The 16,532-nt window shown below is 62.4% G+C and carries 16 protein-coding genes and 1 pseudogene; 8 read left to right on the top strand and 9 right to left on the bottom strand.

Translation table 11 applies throughout. From position 1 onward, the window contains the following. Positions 1-434 precede the first annotated feature (434 nt). Entirely contained in the window at positions 435-710 is a 276-nt protein-coding gene (locus tag QCE58_RS33025; RefSeq protein WP_309781112.1) for a hypothetical protein, read from the bottom strand. Between the two features lie 12 nt (positions 711-722). Here QCE58_RS33025 and QCE58_RS33020 point away from each other — a divergent pair, with 12 nt between their 5' ends. The 4 genes from QCE58_RS33020 (at position 723) to QCE58_RS33005 (ending at position 3,576) form a co-directional block, all read left to right on the top strand. Beyond that, entirely contained in the window at positions 723-1,565 is an 843-nt protein-coding gene (locus tag QCE58_RS33020) for a hypothetical protein (protein ID WP_309781111.1), read from the top strand. Between the two features lie 21 nt (positions 1,566-1,586). Then, a complete protein-coding gene (locus tag QCE58_RS33015; RefSeq protein ID WP_309781108.1) occupies positions 1,587-2,723 on the top strand; it encodes a hypothetical protein in 1,137 nt (378 codons plus the stop codon). A gap of 111 nt (positions 2,724-2,834) precedes the next feature. Beyond that, positions 2,835-2,993 (top strand): DUF5993 family protein, encoded by a 159-nt coding sequence (locus QCE58_RS33010; RefSeq protein WP_309781107.1) that lies wholly within the window; start codon positions 2,835-2,837, stop codon positions 2,991-2,993. 10 nt (positions 2,994-3,003) lie between these two features. Then, positions 3,004-3,576, top strand: coding sequence for a disulfide bond formation protein B (locus QCE58_RS33005; protein WP_309781105.1), 573 nt, complete (start codon positions 3,004-3,006; stop codon positions 3,574-3,576). Here the strand turns inward: QCE58_RS33005 and QCE58_RS33000 are convergent, their stop codons facing one another. The 5 genes from QCE58_RS33000 to QCE58_RS32980 form a co-directional block, all read right to left on the bottom strand. Next, a complete protein-coding gene (locus QCE58_RS33000; protein ID WP_309781145.1) occupies positions 3,577-4,245 on the bottom strand; it encodes a DUF4105 domain-containing protein in 669 nt (222 codons plus the stop codon). A 62-nt stretch (positions 4,246-4,307) separates the two neighbouring features. Next, positions 4,308-4,877: a hypothetical protein gene (locus QCE58_RS32995; RefSeq protein ID WP_309781103.1), complete on the bottom strand. Its 570-nt coding sequence runs from the start codon at positions 4,875-4,877 to the stop codon at positions 4,308-4,310. Next, the gene (locus tag QCE58_RS32990) at positions 4,877-6,139 is read right to left on the bottom strand and encodes a DUF308 domain-containing protein (protein WP_309781102.1); all 1,263 of its coding nucleotides are present in this window, start codon (positions 6,137-6,139) and stop codon (positions 4,877-4,879) included. Before QCE58_RS32990 ends, QCE58_RS32995 begins: the two co-directional genes overlap by 1 nt. Beyond that, a complete protein-coding gene (locus QCE58_RS32985) occupies positions 6,136-6,954 on the bottom strand; it encodes a hypothetical protein (RefSeq protein WP_309781100.1) in 819 nt (272 codons plus the stop codon). The genes QCE58_RS32990 and QCE58_RS32985 overlap by 4 nt, the downstream gene beginning before the upstream one ends. 240 nt (positions 6,955-7,194) lie before the next feature. Next, positions 7,195-7,668, bottom strand: a complete 474-nt coding sequence (locus QCE58_RS32980; protein ID WP_309781099.1) for a hypothetical protein — start codon at positions 7,666-7,668, stop codon at positions 7,195-7,197. Positions 7,669-8,626: 958 nt separating this feature from the next. On the opposite strand from QCE58_RS32980, the gene QCE58_RS32975 reads away from it, so the two are divergent. Genes QCE58_RS32975 through QCE58_RS32960 form a run of 4 tightly spaced genes read left to right on the top strand, consistent with a single transcriptional unit; the run spans position 8,627 to position 13,301 of the window. After that, on the top strand, positions 8,627-9,754 hold the full coding sequence (locus QCE58_RS32975; protein WP_409014198.1) for a sugar ABC transporter substrate-binding protein: 1,128 nt from the start codon (positions 8,627-8,629) through the stop codon (positions 9,752-9,754). Between the two features lie 36 nt (positions 9,755-9,790). Continuing rightward, on the top strand, positions 9,791-11,353 hold the full coding sequence (locus tag QCE58_RS32970; protein ID WP_309781094.1) for a sugar ABC transporter ATP-binding protein: 1,563 nt from the start codon (positions 9,791-9,793) through the stop codon (positions 11,351-11,353). After that, positions 11,350-12,330 carry an ABC transporter permease gene (locus tag QCE58_RS32965; protein WP_309781092.1) on the top strand — a complete coding sequence of 327 codons (981 nt, stop codon included), beginning with the start codon at positions 11,350-11,352 and terminating at the stop codon, positions 12,328-12,330. Before QCE58_RS32970 ends, QCE58_RS32965 begins: the two co-directional genes overlap by 4 nt. Beyond that, on the top strand, positions 12,327-13,301 hold the full coding sequence (locus QCE58_RS32960; protein ID WP_309781090.1) for an ABC transporter permease: 975 nt from the start codon (positions 12,327-12,329) through the stop codon (positions 13,299-13,301). The genes QCE58_RS32965 and QCE58_RS32960 overlap by 4 nt, the downstream gene beginning before the upstream one ends. A 9-nt stretch (positions 13,302-13,310) precedes the next feature. On the opposite strand, the pseudogene QCE58_RS32955 reads toward QCE58_RS32960, so the two are convergent. The 3 genes and pseudogenes from QCE58_RS32955 to QCE58_RS32945 form a co-directional block, all read right to left on the bottom strand. Continuing rightward, positions 13,311-13,660 (bottom strand): annotated as a pseudogene (locus QCE58_RS32955) (ABC transporter substrate-binding protein); the annotation flags it as partial. A 166-nt stretch (positions 13,661-13,826) separates the two neighbouring features. Further along, complete coding sequence (locus tag QCE58_RS32950) at positions 13,827-14,600, bottom strand: alpha/beta fold hydrolase (RefSeq protein WP_309781088.1); 774 nt, start codon at positions 14,598-14,600, stop codon at positions 13,827-13,829. Next, complete coding sequence (locus QCE58_RS32945) at positions 14,597-15,742, bottom strand: DUF3182 family protein (protein WP_309781086.1); 1,146 nt, start codon at positions 15,740-15,742, stop codon at positions 14,597-14,599. The genes QCE58_RS32950 and QCE58_RS32945 overlap by 4 nt, the downstream gene beginning before the upstream one ends. Between the last annotated feature and the right edge of the window lie 790 nt (positions 15,743-16,532).

Genomic DNA, 16,532 nt, shown 5'->3' with positions numbered 1-16,532 from the left:
CATTGCACGAAAGCGCGCCTGCCCTCCTCCGCGCCGGACCCCCGCGCGTCTAATCTAATCGATTTGCTCAGCGCCAACGAACTTGCCGGGCTGCGCGAGTGGTGCTCGGGCATCCCCTCCCGTGAACCGGTCCGCCGCTTTCTCCGCCGGCTCGTGTCAAGCAGTGGTACTTGAATGCCCAACCAGTTCCAACAACTTCGTCGCAACCAGCCACTCAGCAGAATCGATGTCCAGACAAAGTACGGCATCGAGCTGCAGTTTTGCAAAAACTAGTCGGCCTTGGGGAACGAAGCGAAGCTAGGCGGCGTCACTGACGCGCGACTAACGACAATGCACATCTCCAATAGCTCCAATTAGTATCGTTGACAATCGCAAAGCGGCACAGTGCCAACAACCTCGCCCCAGGTATCAAGTTTCCGCGTAATGAGCCGTTATCAAAATGACAGGCGACTTGAAGGCAACGCTGCATGGGAGCTGAAGATCCCGATCGACGCAGCTTCGCCCGCCTCCGGGCAGAAGGTTCGGCGACGCGCATAACGCTCGCGCACTTTCTTCAATTTCCAATTCAGAAAAAACGAGAACAGCTTATGTCGAGGGAATGCCACTCGGGCAAGCCCGGTATCAGCACGCACGTCGTCCGGGCTTACCCGCAAGTGCTTGCAGCCGCGCTCGCATCCATCTTTCTTTTCGGGTGCAGCGGCGACGATCATTCGGATTCCGAGATGCAGAAACCGGTCGCGGGGTATCTGACCGTCGCCAACGCGGGCGCCAGCGCGGCGACCTGCTCGATAAACGCCGCCGGAGCTATCGTCGATTGCGAAGTCAATAAGGACGCCGCGCTGACCGCGCCCGGCAGTGTAGATGCAGCAAGCGGGCACGTCTGGTTTTCGAACCTCGACTCGAATTCCATCGCTGCTTGCAAGCTTGAGCGTGGCCTTCCTTCGGCGTGCGCGACCCTGCCTCAAAGCGGCATGAAGTCGCCTCTGGGCGTCGCGGTTTCCGCCAATACGCTCTACGTGACGAACGCCGACAACACGGTATCAATCTGCACGCTAGACGGTTCGGGCACGCCCGGCAACTGCAAGACCGACAATGCGGGCGGCACGCTCAGCAATCCGATGAACCTTGTCGCGAGAAACAACCTGTTGCTCGTCACTAACCAGAACAGCAACTCGATCACCGCCTGCCGTACAGGCGCCGACGGCGCACTCTCGAATTGCACGACGCACGACGGTAGCGGAGCGTTCAATCTGCCCGCAGGCATCGCCATGACCTCCAGCGCGGTCTACGTGACGAATGTCGGCGATGATTCGATCACGGGATGCCGTCTCTCGACCGACGGAAGCATCAGCGCCTGCGTGAAGATGTCCGACCCGGCGAATCTCGACAAGCCGATGGATATCGCCATCAATGGTTCGGTCGCGTATGTGACCAACTTCGGAACCCAGTCGCTCGCGCAATGCGTGGTGAGCGCAAACGGCAGCATCGGTAGCTGTCAGGTCGGCAGCAGCGCAGGTAAATTCCAGTTCCCCGCGGGCATTGTCTTCACGCCCGCTGCCCTCTGACGCCCCTTTGAGAACGAAGAAATGAAGAAGCTTTCGATTGCGGCCGTCATCGCCTTGTGGGGCAGCGCTGCGCTTGCCGGCACGGATACGCTCGTGCATTTTGCCAATTTGTCGCCGTATCAAGCCACCGTGAGCTTCACCGGTGGTGACAACAGCTGCTGGTACGACAACGGTCCGGAAGATTCACGCATCGCCGAATATGCGGACTATTTTAAGCGCGATGCAGTGTCCGATAGCAGTTACAAGGGCATGCTGACAACATTCAAGTCGTCCTTCGGCATCAACGACATCACGACCGTGCCGACCGTCACCATGAACAACACGACGCTCGCGTTGCCGGCGGCGACTTCGGCCAAGGTCTCCTCCGGTTTTGCGCAGGGCGAGACGTCGGCAGCGGCCAGGCCGTTTCAGTCCGACAACTGCAAGTGGGTCACGTCCATGCGCGGCTTCAACGTCACCTTGACCGGCAGCGACGGCAAGGTGCTGAGTTCGCAGCATTACGTACTCACCGATCCGCCGGGTGACCAGTGGACACTGAGCCGCACTAACGGCAACAGCCTCACCAGCGTCCAGCAGACAATGAACCTCGGCTCCGGCGGCAAGGGCAACCCCGTTCAGATCGCGTTGACGGCCGGCACGATCATCGTTACGGCGGTAAGTATTGGCACAGCAGCGCCCGAACTGGCGCTCGCACGCGGGCTCATTGGCCGCGTCGCCGGCCTGTGGAGCGCGGAAGGCCTCGGGATGACCTTCCGTTATGTGCTGGTGGGCGGCATCCGCACCGAGGTGACGGCTATCACTGGACGGGAAGTCTTCAGCAAGGGCCTCGCCAGCGGGACGACCATCCTGGCGCGCATGCTGTATACGTCGCTTGCCAATGGCGGACTCAAGGTCTATCAGGCGCAGAAAGACAGCGGCGGCAAGGAATCGCTCGTTCCAGTGACGGATCTGGCGACGGCGTACAAGGACATCGGCATCGACTTCTCGACGCCGACGCTCGCGCCGGTAGCGGGCCTGCCCGAGAGCCGCTCGATTTGCGCGTATCAGACAACGACGCTCGGAATCGACGAATGCCGTCTAGTCGGCATCAGCGTCGCCATCATGCCGGACGGATCGCTGACATTCGTTCCGCTGCCCTCGGTAGGATCAGGCGACTGATCGGCTAAGCCTCTCGCTGCAACGGCCCGCGCATTCTCCGGAACGCGTGGGCCGTTCGCGCTCCGGCTTGACGACGTTACACGCTTCTCTTTCGGACCGATATCATCGCTCATGTACATGTTCCTTACTTTTCTGCTTCCGCTGCTCGCCTGCGCAAGCCTCTTCTCCGGCCGCACGCAATGGAGTCGCGGGCTGTGGCTCGCCACGGCAATCGTCACGGTCCTGTGGTTCTTCCACCATGCGACCGACCCGCTCAACTTTTCATTCTGAAGGCACCACGATGCAACTTATCGAACAAGACCGGCACTTGCCGCCCGTCGTCGCGACAATGAACCTTCTCGGCTTGTTCGGCACATCGGCGCTGCTGGCGGTTGCTTTCTGGTATCAGCTCGCGCACGGCGAACTGCCCTGCCCGCTCTGCCTGTTACAGCGTGCAGGATTTGTCGTGATCGGCATGGGCTTTCTGTTCAACGTACGCATCGGCGAGCGCCCGACGCACTACGCGATGGTGCTTACGGGCAGTCTCATCACCGGTCTGATTTCGATGCGCCAGGTATCGCTGCATCTCGCGCCCGGCGACGCAGGCTATGGCTCCACGTTGTTCGGCCTGCACTTCTATACGTGGGCGCTGCTCGCCGCCGTGGGCACGGTCATCTACGTCGCGCTGTTGTTCGTTCTGAAGGACGCGGCACGCGGTGTCCACCGCGAAGGCTCGCAGCGAATGCGCGCGCTTTCCGGCGTGGGCTTCGCGGTGTTCGCGCTGCTGATCGCGGCCAATCTCCTATCGACCGTGCTCGAATGCGGCGCAGGCCAGTGCGAGGACAATCCGACGCATTACCTGCTGCTGAAGTAACTAGACGTGGCGTCGAATCGCGGCGGAAAAGTCGGGGCCGATTAGCATGCCGTCCGGGCGTCGCACGACACTGCGACGCCTGAGTTCATCGAAAGGCACGCTCGAGTCGAGGAGGCCAAGCTCGTAGCTGTAGCGGTCAGCATGACCGCTCAGCAGCACCTTCCAACTGTAGCGAAGCCGTGGCGCCAGCGACTGCGCGTGGCTGAGGATATTCGTCGTGCAGTTATTGAAGAGCGTGTGATAGAACTCGGGCTGCTCGTTCAGCTGATTCACGCGTCTGACGTAGTCGCGAAAGAGGCCTTGCGCCGTTTTGGCGCTCACGCTCGAGCGATACAGGCTGACCCGTTCGCGGCGCACGTCGGTGCGTACACCGATCAGATCGCGCTCATCGGCAACTACGTAGATCAGCCGGTATTGCCTCAAAAAACCTCTCCAAGTCGAATAAACCTGCCCCTGACGGCGACGCGTTTCGATCGAGATGGAGAGATATCGACCATCCTCGAAACCGAAGCTCACGAACACGTGAGCGATCGCATCATGTGCCCAGCGCGACACCACCAAGTCGACCGTGCGCAATTGCGAGACATCGTAGGCGGCATCGAAGTACGCGGGTGCGAAATCGAATTTCGTCCGGTACCTAAAGTTGCGTATGTTGCGAATACAGACCACGTCGCCGCACCATGCGGCCGATGCGGTACGGCCGTATTCCTCGATCCACGGTGCTTCACCGTTCACGCGTGTGTCCACGACATCTTCGCCACAAATAATAGTTGCGCGGTCAAATTGAGCGCGACGAAACTCGCGTGATAGACCTGATTGCGCGTGCGCATTGCGATCAGCGCGCCGAGCGCGACCGCGGCGGTCTTCAGCCAGTACATGTCGCCCAGTCCGGCGACGTGTATTTCGCCCTTGATGAGCGAATCGCCGATGTCGATCAGGCTTTCCGCCAGCAGCAAGCCGAAGAACCAGGCTCGGCGCGACATGAAGTAATCGCAATAGTCGCGATACTCCTTGATCGAATCGGGAAACAGCATCGCGCACATCAGGTAGATGATGAACGCGTAAAAGATGAGATACAGATAGATGCCGAACGTCCACACATGAATCTCGCTCAGCGAGAACTCCCACCACCAGAACTGCAAGACGTTCAGAATGAGCGAAGCTACCCACGCCATGTGGATGGGATACGGGTTCGACTGCGCCCGATGATGGATCGTGGTCGAAATTCCCTTGAGCATATGTGTCAACCCCAGGCTGACGATCATGCCCATCACGATGCGTACGTGAGTAAACTTCTCCATCACGCGCCTTCCGTGCGGCGCGCGCGCCGCACATGCCGCACGGTAAGCATGGCAAGCGGAATCCAGCCGATGGCAGGCGGATGCGTCACCACGCGCAGCGCCCGCGCGTAATCGAGCACGAGGCCGGGTGTCCAAGCCATCGTATGCGCGCGGTGACGGATCTGCGCCGCGATCCACAACTCCGGCATGACGACCAGACGAAGCACGTCGGCCCATCCGCCCTTTCGATATTCCGTGCCTTCGAGCGCTGCTTCCAGCGCTTCGGCGACCGTGCTTGAACAGTTGCGGCTCGTGAGGTTATAGACCGCTTTGGCCTTGAACTGTTCTGCGAATGTCTCGAGGCGCCTGGCGTCATAACGGCGAAAGGCAATCTTTACCGTTGATTCGCACCAGCTCGCTGCTTCCTCGGGGTAGCTCGGCAGGTAACGGCCCGCCACGTCGTTCGACGCATCTGCGCGAAGCAGGTGCGCGAACTCCTCGGGTGCACGGTCAATCTCGACCGCAGGATAGAGGCTCAAATACAAGCTGCCCGCTTCGAGCGCGGCGTGGCCTGTCGAAATCACGCCCTTCGAATCCACCGCGGCAATGTAACGATCGATCACCGGGCGTCGAATAGCCTTGTCGCGTGCAGAGCCTACCGGCGTCCAGACGTGGATGACCATCGGCGTAAGCGACGCCTCGCCAATGGGCGATTCCATGCCCTGCCCACCCGCTGACGTGCGAAGACGCAGATAGAGCCATACCATGCGAGCGCCGCCAACCACGAACCACATGCCAATGCAATACGGAACGGTGCCGCGATAGTGCGTCGGATAAGGCTGAAAGAAGATGATCGCAAGTACGATGCTCAGCAGCCCGAGCGCGACAGTGGCGCGCCAGTGACGATAGCGCACGATATACGCCGCCGCGATCAACAGGCAGCCTTCCAGCGCGAATCCGATCCCGAACAGCATGGCCAGCGCGAAATCCGTGTAGCTATGGCGGATGATGACCAGCACGCCGATCAGCGCGCCAATCAGGCCTTTGGCGTAACGGAAGCTCGTCTGCAACGAAAGCCCACTGCGCGTCATCCCGATCGTGAAGATACCTTCGAGCAGCAGGAGCAGGCCGAATGCCTGCAACGGGAACCACAGTGCGCCGTCCAACGCATCGAAAACCACGAACGCGCCGATCGCAAACCATGCCACGCCAAAGGCCAGCAGCTTGGGTAGATGTCGCTGAGCGAATTGAGCACCGAGCAGGAGCAAAAGAAGCTGGATCATTTGACGGACCTTGCAAGGGAATGGACGCGGCCGGGTTCATCCGCTTCGTCGGACGCCTGCGCATGGTACGAAGCCATGCTGCCGCGCAGGCAGAGTTGCAGCGCGTCAAGGGCGCGCGCGTGGCGCAGTATCGCCGCCCGGCCGTCCCTGCCCGCAAGTGGCGAGTCGACTTCCGCGCGGGCCTGTCGCTCGTCTTCGAGCAATGCGGTGACAACCGCATCTCCGCGACGGCTATCGTCTAGAAGACGCACGAATGCCTCGACGTTCTCGCGCGATATCGACCGCGCTTTTTCGTCAATGGCCAGTGCCCGGTTCCAGATCGAGATTGCGATCGCGGCGACCCAGACGAGCAGATTGGCAGGAACGACCCACACAGGCAGCGGCAAAGTCTGCTCGGCGCCGCGCAGCCACGCCTGATGCTCGGCAGCCGTCATCTTCGCGATGACACCCGCATTGAGCACCGCGTCTTCCAGCGCGTGGTGCCGGGCGACTTCGATATCCACGCCCTTCGACGCAAGGAGCAATGCAACGACGAAGATCACAATGCCCGCGACGAAGATGTTCTGCCGGTGCTCGCCTTCGTAGATGGAGCCGATCGCCTCACGTAACGAATCGAGCATCAACACCGACGCGACGATCGGCAGTTCCGCGCTGCCGAGGAAGTTGACGATGCCATGGTTACCGCCGACCTGCGCGTGCAGCATCACGAGCACGGCGGTGACGAACACGGTGAGGATGACACCGCCGACGGCGTCTGCAAACACAGCCTTCTTCATATCTGTCAGATTGATAAATGGATTTCCGAACGCAGCCATGGCGGCCGACGCGCCATTCGCACTCAAAGACGTGTCTGCTTAACGGATCGCGAGCGGAAAACTTGAGGACGTTTGGAACGTATGAATTCTCGGCGTCCGAACCGCAGGCAGACAGTGGCTTATTGCGCTATGGCTGCAGCGCTGTGCAAATAAAATCGAAGTGTCTGACAACATGTTGCAAGGGCGATTTGCAAACAAAATCTGTTCTGGCGTCGGAAAAGCCTTGTCCAGGAAGGCTTCTTAGCGAGCTCTGCATAAAGTACGGCCTTTCTCAGCGACATGCGTTTCGTTACCTTCCCGGCCGATTGCGATGCGCTTGCCACTCAGCTGCGACAAGGACGTCAAGACGGCGCCGCGATAGAACACCAGCAACGGCACGTAAGTCACGCTACCGAGCGACATCAGTTCGGCCGCTTGCTGTTCTCTCGCTACGCCGCCCTGAACCAGCGCCACGTCGACTTGCTGCGCCGGATCGAGCAGACGCTCGAGGTTCTGCCGCGAACGGTCGGAGGGCACGACTTTAAGCGTGATGCCATAGCGCGCGAGAACTTTGGCGTATTGCCTGCCCATCCAGTTCAGCGAACTGTCGGGTTGACCCGTACTGATGGTGATGCTGCGAGGAACCGCGGGTCTCAACAGCCAGCAGACGAGCATCGTCGCCACGACCACGGACAGGATGCCAAGCGCGACCTTGCCCGGAAGGCTGCATGCCATCTTCCTCGCGACGCGCCATAGGTAAAGAGCACGCATCACTTCTTGCGGCGGTCAGGCGTCGGACAGAGGGATGATCCGGCTTCGGTGAGAATGAGGGCAATCATGGCGTCAGGAGCGATTCCAGGAGGCTGTCACAACGACAGCGTTTCGCTCATCTCTGAGGCGGCCATCTGGCATGACAAGTTGGTTTGAAAAGCTTAAGGCACTGGTCGCACTAGCGATGCGCCGAACAGCAGTGCAAAACTGCCGTTGATTGCGCGTTCCCTTCGGCTGCGCAGCCACTGCCTGCAACACCGTGAGACCGCCGAAGTTCAACTTAGTGAACTCAAACATCCTCAAAGCCAATGCGCGTCGACAGCAGGCGAGTACGAGCGTAAAGCGTCCGTCAGTACGCCTCGCGACCGACGCCTCGGGCTCCATCTTTTAGTGCTAGATCGATCATCGCGCGTTCGGGCGCAGGAAATTCTTGCAGGCTGAGGCGGATCATTCACTGCCCGAGTTTGACGATGTGCGGGCCGTATCCGTGGCGAGAAGACGATCGGTAGCATTCGCGGTATCTCTCAGACCCCACTGCGGGGTGCATTAGAGTCCTGTGCAATTTGCGGGATAGGAGTGTTGGTCCTTACAAGGCGCCGTCTTCCGTCACGGAAGCCCGCCAACTTAAAACCAGAGGACTCGCTGCTGCCGTCCCGCCCGCGCGAGATCGACGTGCTCGCGACCATCCCTCCCACGGTTATGAAGGCGAAAACCGCGTCGCTCCCGCACGCTGGTAAACCACTATCGCGCGTGAATGCCTATGCCAGTACTGTCTGACGCGAACGCGTACGCGCGTGCCCTTCCGTCACAAGTCCGTCAAGGCAATTCCAGAAGCTTCGGTGCTCTTCGCACCAGCGTCGCCAGTCACTAAGTTCATGTGCATCCGCAGTCGGTAGGTTTACTCCAACAAACGGGAGACAACATGCTTACAGGAATCCACGTGCTTCGAGCGGCGGCGACCGCGGCATTGGCGCTATGCGCAGGTGCGGCCTTCGCACAGGCATCGATCGTATCCGGACCGGCCAGCGACCCCGCTTGCATGGTTCCCTGGAAGAGCGACACGAAGTTCGTCAAGTATCCGAAGAAGAATGCGCCCTACCGGATCGCACTCGTGAACGGGTATATCGCCAACACCTGGCGCATTCAGATGATCAAGACTGCCAAGGCCTACACGGCCCAACCGGCGGTCGCGGCGAAACTCAAGGAATTCAAGGTGGTCTCGACCGGCGAGGACGTCCCCGCGCAGATCTCGGCCGTCAACAACTTCATCGATGCCGGCTATGACGCGATCATCGTGGATGCGCAGAATCCCTCTTCGTTCGGCCCTGCGATTCGCCGTGCGAAGAAAGCCGGCGTCGTGCTGATCGCGTTCGACAACACGCTCGACAGCGAAGACGCGATCAACGTCGATGTCGATCAGTACGGGCTCGGCGTGCTGTGGGCCAAGTGGCTCGCGCAGCATGCGCCGAACGGCGGCAAGGTGCTCGAAGTGCGCGGCGTGGCGGGCACGTCGGTCGATACGGACCGCCACAACGGTTTCACGAAAACGCTCGACGAGACCGGCAAGAAGTGGAACGTCGTGCAGGTCTATGGCAAGTGGGACGACGGCGTCGCGCAGAAAGCCGCCGCCGACGCGATCGCGGTGCAGGGCCATTTTGACGGCATCTCCGCGCAAGGCGGCGATACCGGCGTCGTGCGCGCGATGCTCGACGCGAAGCATCCGTTCGTGCCGTTCGGCGGCGAGACGGAAAACGGCTTTCGCAAATTCTGCGCACAGTATGGGAGCCAGGGCCTGAAATGCACGTCGGCCGGCAGCGGTCCCGCGCAGGTCGCCGTCGCGATCAAGACGGCGCTCGCCGCGCTCGACGGCCAGACGATTCCCGTGGCGATCAAGCTGCCGCTCGACATCACGGACGATTCGAAGCTCAAGGCGGGCGTGAACTACTTCCCGGACGAATCCGACAACTTCTTCGTCGGCAACTCGTTTCCGACCTGCGGCATCAACTTTTCCGCGCAGGAAATCATGAAGCAGAGCCAGGGCAATCAGTGACCGGGCGATGACCGGCGACGCGGCGGGAGACCCAGCATGCGGCAGGACGCACAGCGGCCGTTCTTTCAGATGTCGGGAATATCGAAGAGCTATGGCGGCGCTGTCGCGCTGGATCACGCGGAATTGTCGGTGCGCAGGGGCCGCATTCATGCGGTCCTCGGCGAGAACGGCGCGGGCAAGTCCACGCTGCTGAAGGTCATGTCGGGCGTTGTGCAGCCCGACGAAGGCACGATGCAGCTCGATGGCCGCGAGGTCTCGTTCGCGTCGCCCGCCGCGGCGAACGCGGCCGGCATCGTCTGCGTGTATCAGGAACTGTCGCTGATCCCCGACCTGAGCGTGGCGGACAACATCTTCGCTTCGAATCCGCCGCGCCGCTTCGGCATAATCGACCGCCGGACCCAGCGCCGCCAGGCCGAGTCCGCGCTCGCCCGCGCGGGCGCCGCCGACATCAATCCGCTCACGAAGGTCCGCGACCTGCCGCTGTCGCGACAGCAGATGGTCGAGCTTGCGAAGGGGCTCGCGCGCGAGCCGCGCATCCTGATTCTCGACGAAGCCACGTCGGCGCTCACGGCCGCCGACGTGGCGCGCGTGATCGACGTGCTCAAGCGGCTGCGCGAAGAGGGGCTCGCGCTGCTCTTCATCTCGCACCGGATGCACGAAGTGAAGGCGCTCGCGGACGAATGCACCGTCTTTCGCAACGGCCGTCATGTGATGAGCTTCGAGGCGGGCACGCGCTCCGACAACGAAGTCGTCGAGATGATGATCGGCCGGAAGTATCAGCACGTCTTCCCCGACAAGCCCGAAGGCAAGCCCGCGAGCGGCGGCGGCGCGCAACCGGTGCTCGCCTGCCGCGACCTCGCGTGGAACGACGTGCTTCGCGGCGTCAGTTTTTCGTTGCGGCGCGGCGAGATTCTCGGGCTGGGCGGTCTCGACGGACAAGGCCAGCGCGAACTGCTGCTCGCGCTGTTCGGCGTGCTGCGCGGTTGCGCGGGCGAGATCGAAATCGACGGTAGATCGGTGTCGATTGCGAGCCCCGCCGCCGCCCGCGCCGACAGGATCGGCATGGCGCTCATCCCGGAAGACCGCAAGACCGAAGGGCTGATGCTGCCGATGTCGGTGCGCGAAAACCTGTCGTTCGCCGCGCTCGATCGCATGTCGACGGCAGGCGTGATCGATCGCGCGCGCCAGCGGACTTTCGTCGACCGGATGATGCAGCTTCTCGCGATCAAATCCTTCAGCGTCGATGCGGCCGTGGGCTCGCTATCGGGTGGCAATCAACAGAAGGTCGTCATCGCGAAGTGGCTGGTCCGGCAGCCGAGAATCCTGCTGCTGTGCGATCCGACGCGCGGCATCGACGTCGGCACCAAGCAGGAGATCTATCAGTTGCTCAGACGCCTCGCCGACGAAGGCGCCGCGATCATCTTCTATTCGACCGATTACGACGAGCTGATCGGCTGCTGCGACCGCGTGCTCGTGCTGTACGAAGGCCGCATCAAGAAGGAACTCGCCGGACCGGCGATCACTGAGCAGAGTCTCATCGCCAGTGCGCTGGATCTGCCCGCCGGACAAGTTTCGCCATCCACAGGAGTCGCGTCATGAGCGGCCTGCGCTACTGGTATGCGGACAATCGCGGGGCGGCGCTCGCGTTCGGCCTGTTCGTGCTGATGTTCGCCATTTACCTCGTCAACTATCCATCGGCGCTCTCCGCGAACGTTTTTCAGACGGCGGCGAACAAGGCCGTGCTGCTCGCCCTCGTGTCGATGGGACAGGCGCTCGTCGTGCTGACGGCAGGCATCGACCTGTCGATCGGCATGATGCTCGTGCTGACGAACTGTCTCGGATCGTGGATCGTCACCGGCGATGCGCTGCACACCGCGCTCGGCATCGCCGGCGTGCTCGCGGCGGGCGCGCTGTGCGGCGCGCTCAATGGCGCGATCATCATCTTCGGACGTCTGCAGCCGATCGTGACGACGATCGCAACCGGCGCCGTCTATTACGGACTCGCGCTGCTGCTGCGCCCGGTTCCCGGCGGCGCCATCAACGAGGATCTTGCCGACGCGCTGACCGGCAAGGTCGCGGGCGTCGTGCCGGCGAGCCTGCTGATGCTGCTCGCGGCGATCGTCATCGTCTGGATGCCTTTCAAGCGGACGGCGATCGGGCGCGCGGCTTACGCGACCGGCTCGTCCGAACCCGCGGCTTTTCTGTCGGGGATGCCGATTCGCCGCGCGAAGTTCGTGAGCTATACGCTCGCCGGCCTGCTCGCCGCGATCGGCGGCCTCTTTCTCACCTTCTTCACGGACACCGGCGAAGCCAGCCTCGGCAGCGCCAATTCTTACACGCTGTTTTCGATCGCCGCGGTGGTCATCGGCGGCGTGTCGCTGCTGGGCGGGCGCGGCAGCGCGACCGGCGCGGTCTTCGGCGCATTCGCGTTCCGCTCAATCGGCGATCTGCTGTTCGTCTTCAACGTCGATGCGCTGTGGCAGCCCCTGTTTCAGGGCGTGATCCTGCTGCTCGCCGTCTCGATCGGCGCGTGCGGGCTGTTCCGGGTGCGCAACCGCCTGGAGTGGTTCCGATGAGCGAGCTCTCCGCAACGTTCGTGTCGCGGCTCGCGCGCCGGATCGACAAGCCGATCCTGATCGCCTTCGCGTGCATCGTCGCGCTGCTGCTGGTCGGCGGGATGTTCTCGCGCAACTTCACATCGCCCGAATACATTCTGCTGCAACTGAAAGTGGGCGCGTTCCTCGGCATCATCGCAACCGGTCTCATGATGGTGATCCTGCTCGGCCATATCGATCTGTCGTTGCCGTGGACGATCACGGTCGGCGCGATGATGGCATGCGCCGTCGCGGGACACGGCGAGATTGGACGCGTCCTCGCGATTCCCGCCGGCATCGGTTGCGGCGTGCTGATCGGCATCGTCAACGGCATGCTCGTCGCGCTGCTGCGCATCCCGTCGATGATCGCGACGCTCGCGACCAACGCCGTCGCGCAGGGCATCATGATCGTCTACACGGGCGGATCGTCGCCACAGGATTCCGCGCCCGACGTGATGCGCTGGCTCGCGGCCGGCTGGCTCGTGCCGGGCGTGCCGAACGCGGTCGCGCTGTGGATCGTGATCGGCGGCGTCACGCTGTTCCTGCTGTCGCGAACGACCTTTGGCCGCACGCTCTACGCGATCGGCAACACCGAACGCGCGGCGTATCTTTCAGGCATAAATACGCGGCCCGTGACCGTGGCCGCGTTCGCCGTGTGCAGTGCGTTCGCGGCGTTCGGCGGCGTGCTGCTGGCGGGCTATGCGTCGAAGGCCGCGCAGTCGATGGGCGATGCGTATCTCCTGCCCGCGATCGCGGCGGTCGTGCTCGGCGGCACGTCGATTCTGGGCGGCCGGGGATCGTATCTCGGCACGGTAGCCGGCGCGATCCTCATCACGCTGCTGCAATCGATCCTCTCGGTTGCGCAGATGCCGGAGGCGGGCCGTCAGATGATCTATGGCGTCGTCATCGCGGCGATGCTGCTGCTCTATGGCCGCAGCAAGCCGGATGCGTAGGAAGCGGACTCAGATCTTAAAGCTCTCCAGCGTCGCAGGGTGAAAGAGTTCCTCGGGCTGCAGCAGCCGGCTGGACAAGCCTTCCTGATGATGTCGTTCGAGGAAGCGCGACAACACGTGCCGGTTCGGCTCGAAGCCATACGACCAGGAATCGTGCCCATGAGACGCCGCGCGTTGCGCAACTGTTCTTCGACGAACGGCAACGTCACCTTCGTCGCGGACGTATCGCGGAGTCTCGCGAGCGCCAGCGCCTTGCTCTTCTCGAACGCCTTCGCCACCGCGCCGGGCAGCCACGGATGCGGCTCGGCGAGCGTGCGCCGCACGCCCAGCAGATGCATGATCGGGAACAGTTTCGTGCGCGTGTCCGCGAAATCGAGACAGCGCGCAAGGTGCATCATCGAGAATCTCGCGGATGATGAGTCGGGCTCGACCAATCCCATGCGACGCGTCTCTCGCCACTTCAGCTTGGAAACGCGATGAAGCGCGCGTTCGGCACAGCGCGTCCATACCGCGCTCAATCAGCCATCACTTGATAAGCGCCGATCCCTCGCCGCGGCTTCCGGCGCGGCTCCCGCCGATCATCTCCGCGAGCCAGCCGACGACCAGAGCGGTATAGGCGCGCTGACTGCCTTCATCGGAGAGACCATGATCCGCACCGTCAATTACGCGATACGTCAGCGAATGCGCACTAAGGAAAGCCTGTAGATAGCTCGCGAGCACCGCGTGGGGCACGGTCTGGTCGTGCTCGGATTCGACAAGGAGAACGTCGCCGCGAAACGCGGCAGCCGCTCGCAGCGCGCGGTTTTCACTCGCCGGGACGATGCGCCTGCGATAAGCCGCGAGATCGTGCTCCTTGTGCAAGGCGCGCTTAGGCGTCGTCCAGCCCTCGTCAAGATAGAGCGCCGGTACGCGCATACCGAGCCAGCGCACGGGCCGCATCGACGTAACGATCGACGCAAGATAGCCGCCGTAACTGCTCCCGATGACGGCGATCGACGTACTGTCGACGAGCGGATGGGCGGCGAGCCTGTCGTAGGCCGCGAGCACGTCGTTCAGGTTCGTTTCGCGCGTCACCGTCTCCTGTTCCTCTTTGGTGCGCGCGTGTCCGGTCAGGTCGAATGTCAGGCAGACGCAGCCGATGGCCGCCGCCTGCCGCGCACGCTCCATGTACTGTTCCTGATTGCCAGCCCAACCATGCACGAATAGCACGCCCGGAATCGCAGTTTGGGGCGTTACGAACGTGCCGTCGAGATAGCCGCGCTCGACGCGTATCTTGATCTGCTGCCGGATTGCTGTCATCCGCTTGGCTCCTCTTTGATGGCGTCGATGCCGGTGCCGACCGTGTAGAGCTTCGTCACGAGCCCTGAATGCGCATCGACCCCCTGATAGACGATGCACGCGCCCGCCGGCACCTTGGGTTGTCCCCCGTAAATCTCGACCGAGGATGCGCAGACGGTCGTGAGTGCGGGATCGTCCGCGAATGCCTGCAGAGCACCAATTTCCGCGCCGCTCGCACCGCCGATCCGCCACGATTGTTCAAGCACGCCCCTGTAACGATGCCCGTATTCGTCGATGCCCGAAGCCACGTCGTAATTCCTCCGGGATGCGATGAAGCCGGGAAAGGCGCTGCGGATAACGGCATCGAATTCGCGGGCGCACTCTACGGAGCTGCGCGCCTCGGGAGGTATCGGCGTGCGCTCAAGCGCATCCAGGCCGCCGCGCACGACGACGAGGTCGGAACCGCCATAGACCGAATGTCCGTGGTTGTTCCGCGTCAGGCGCTGCACGCCGCAATAGCTTGCCCGATGCGCACGAACGTGCACCTCCCCAACGCTGAACGTCGTGAGAGAAGGCAAGTTGCGCTCAAGCACGACGCCTTCGTTCAGAAGCGTGGCGGCGCCCATGTCCTTGAGTTGCGAAGCGAGTTCGCGTCGATCGGCAATGACTGCCTGCCCCGTCCCGCCGATGCCTGACGGGCGCTTAAGCCGTACCGAGCCGCCACCGGCCAACAGTGCGGCGGCCGCGTGTGCGTCGTCGGCAGTAAAGGCCGAGAAGCCGGGCAGGACCAGATGACGCAGCCGGTCGGCGAGTGAGTCGTCCCATCCGTCGGGCTTCACGCTCGCTCCTGGCGGCAAGCCGTGGACGACCACTTTCGTCGCGATGAACGGAAACGGCACGACCCCGCCGAAGAGGTCATCGTCAGACGTGACGCCGATTTGTTGCGCCACCTCGGAAGGCAGCGTGTCGACAGGGACAAAGTAGCGTTGCGGAGGATAAGCGCGACCAGGCTCGAATTCGACACAACCGTTGGAGCCTAGAAGAGCCGCGATGCGGCCAGCAAGCGCGCGCTGCGTCTCGATCTCATGGCGGGCTAGCGCGGCGTTTCGACCGCCGCTGTACACAACGACGATCGACGGGGTCTCACTAGACGGGGTATGCATCCGCACGTCCTCCGTTGGAAGGCTACGGCCGTGTTTCAAAGCTTGAAGGAGGCCTGCTTTCAGGTTGCGTAGCAAGGTGTGCTACGCACGTCCGGCGAGGCGAAGGCTGAAGGGGTCGCCGCTTCGCTCCTCACCTGTGCGCAACAGGCGTGCCTCCCTATCCTTTTGCTCATCCCCCTGCTATCGTCAGGTGCCGGTCGACGTAAGCTTCAAAGGCGGACTCAAGGCGGTTGGCCGTTGGGCGAGCGCGACGGTCTGCGGACACCCATGCTTCCTTTCAGTAGGTTCACACATCACTCCAGAACCTCCCGCGCGCGCTCGCTACAGTCGACACCCCGCGCAGCCGTCCGTTGTGCCAGTTACGGAGAAGCCATAGAAGCCCGTCGAATTCACATTGCGTTGCCCGCACGTCATACGCTAGGTCCGCTATCGGGCCGCTTCGAGTCGCATCCGCTGCCGGACTTCGGCCATTGCGGACGTTGGAGTGTCGGCCACTGTGAGGCAGCTGAATCCCGCTTTGCCGCCGTTCACGCCGTCGTAACCGCGAATGTCAGTGCCGATGCGAGTGAATGAGTACTCGCGACCCCTTTCCGCCATTGAGACGGTTGGTCTATGACTGGCTGCTGATGGGCCGGGTACGGCCTATCGTGGAGACCTCGGACGGGTCTTTCGCGCGCTCCTGACAAACTGATCGGGAGCGTCCGAACCTCTCCCAAGCACCTTCCCAGCGACGAGCGGCCATGTCGCCTTGATTGACGGCCTTGCGTCAGCCGCGTATACCGACTTCCGC

Source organism: Caballeronia sp. LZ028, assembly GCF_031451415.1.
GTDB lineage: Bacteria > Pseudomonadota > Gammaproteobacteria > Burkholderiales > Burkholderiaceae > Caballeronia > Caballeronia zhejiangensis.
This window is presented reverse-complemented; position numbering and strand designations above follow the sequence as displayed.

Excerpts from the sequence above, each read along its gene's own strand:
- QCE58_RS33025 (WP_309781112.1), bottom strand. The coding sequence starts at position 710 with ATGATCGTCGCCGCTGCACCCGAAAAGAAAGATGGATGCGAGCGCGGC.
- QCE58_RS33020 (WP_309781111.1), top strand. The coding sequence starts at position 723 with ATGCAGAAACCGGTCGCGGGGTATCTGACCGTCGCCAACGCGGGCGCC.
- QCE58_RS33015 (WP_309781108.1), top strand. The coding sequence starts at position 1,587 with ATGAAGAAGCTTTCGATTGCGGCCGTCATCGCCTTGTGGGGCAGCGCT.
- QCE58_RS33010 (WP_309781107.1), top strand. The coding sequence starts at position 2,835 with ATGTACATGTTCCTTACTTTTCTGCTTCCGCTGCTCGCCTGCGCAAGC.
- QCE58_RS33005 (WP_309781105.1), top strand. The coding sequence starts at position 3,004 with ATGCAACTTATCGAACAAGACCGGCACTTGCCGCCCGTCGTCGCGACA.
- QCE58_RS32995 (WP_309781103.1), bottom strand. The coding sequence starts at position 4,877 with ATGGAGAAGTTTACTCACGTACGCATCGTGATGGGCATGATCGTCAGC.
- QCE58_RS32990 (WP_309781102.1), bottom strand. The coding sequence starts at position 6,139 with ATGATCCAGCTTCTTTTGCTCCTGCTCGGTGCTCAATTCGCTCAGCGA.
- QCE58_RS32985 (WP_309781100.1), bottom strand. The coding sequence starts at position 6,954 with ATGGCTGCGTTCGGAAATCCATTTATCAATCTGACAGATATGAAGAAG.
- QCE58_RS32980 (WP_309781099.1), bottom strand. The coding sequence starts at position 7,668 with ATGGCATGCAGCCTTCCGGGCAAGGTCGCGCTTGGCATCCTGTCCGTG.
- QCE58_RS32975 (WP_409014198.1), top strand. The coding sequence starts at position 8,627 with ATGCTTACAGGAATCCACGTGCTTCGAGCGGCGGCGACCGCGGCATTG.
- QCE58_RS32970 (WP_309781094.1), top strand. The coding sequence starts at position 9,791 with ATGCGGCAGGACGCACAGCGGCCGTTCTTTCAGATGTCGGGAATATCG.
- QCE58_RS32965 (WP_309781092.1), top strand. The coding sequence starts at position 11,350 with ATGAGCGGCCTGCGCTACTGGTATGCGGACAATCGCGGGGCGGCGCTC.
- QCE58_RS32960 (WP_309781090.1), top strand. The coding sequence starts at position 12,327 with ATGAGCGAGCTCTCCGCAACGTTCGTGTCGCGGCTCGCGCGCCGGATC.
- QCE58_RS32950 (WP_309781088.1), bottom strand. The coding sequence starts at position 14,600 with ATGACAGCAATCCGGCAGCAGATCAAGATACGCGTCGAGCGCGGCTAT.
- QCE58_RS32945 (WP_309781086.1), bottom strand. The coding sequence starts at position 15,742 with ATGCATACCCCGTCTAGTGAGACCCCGTCGATCGTCGTTGTGTACAGC.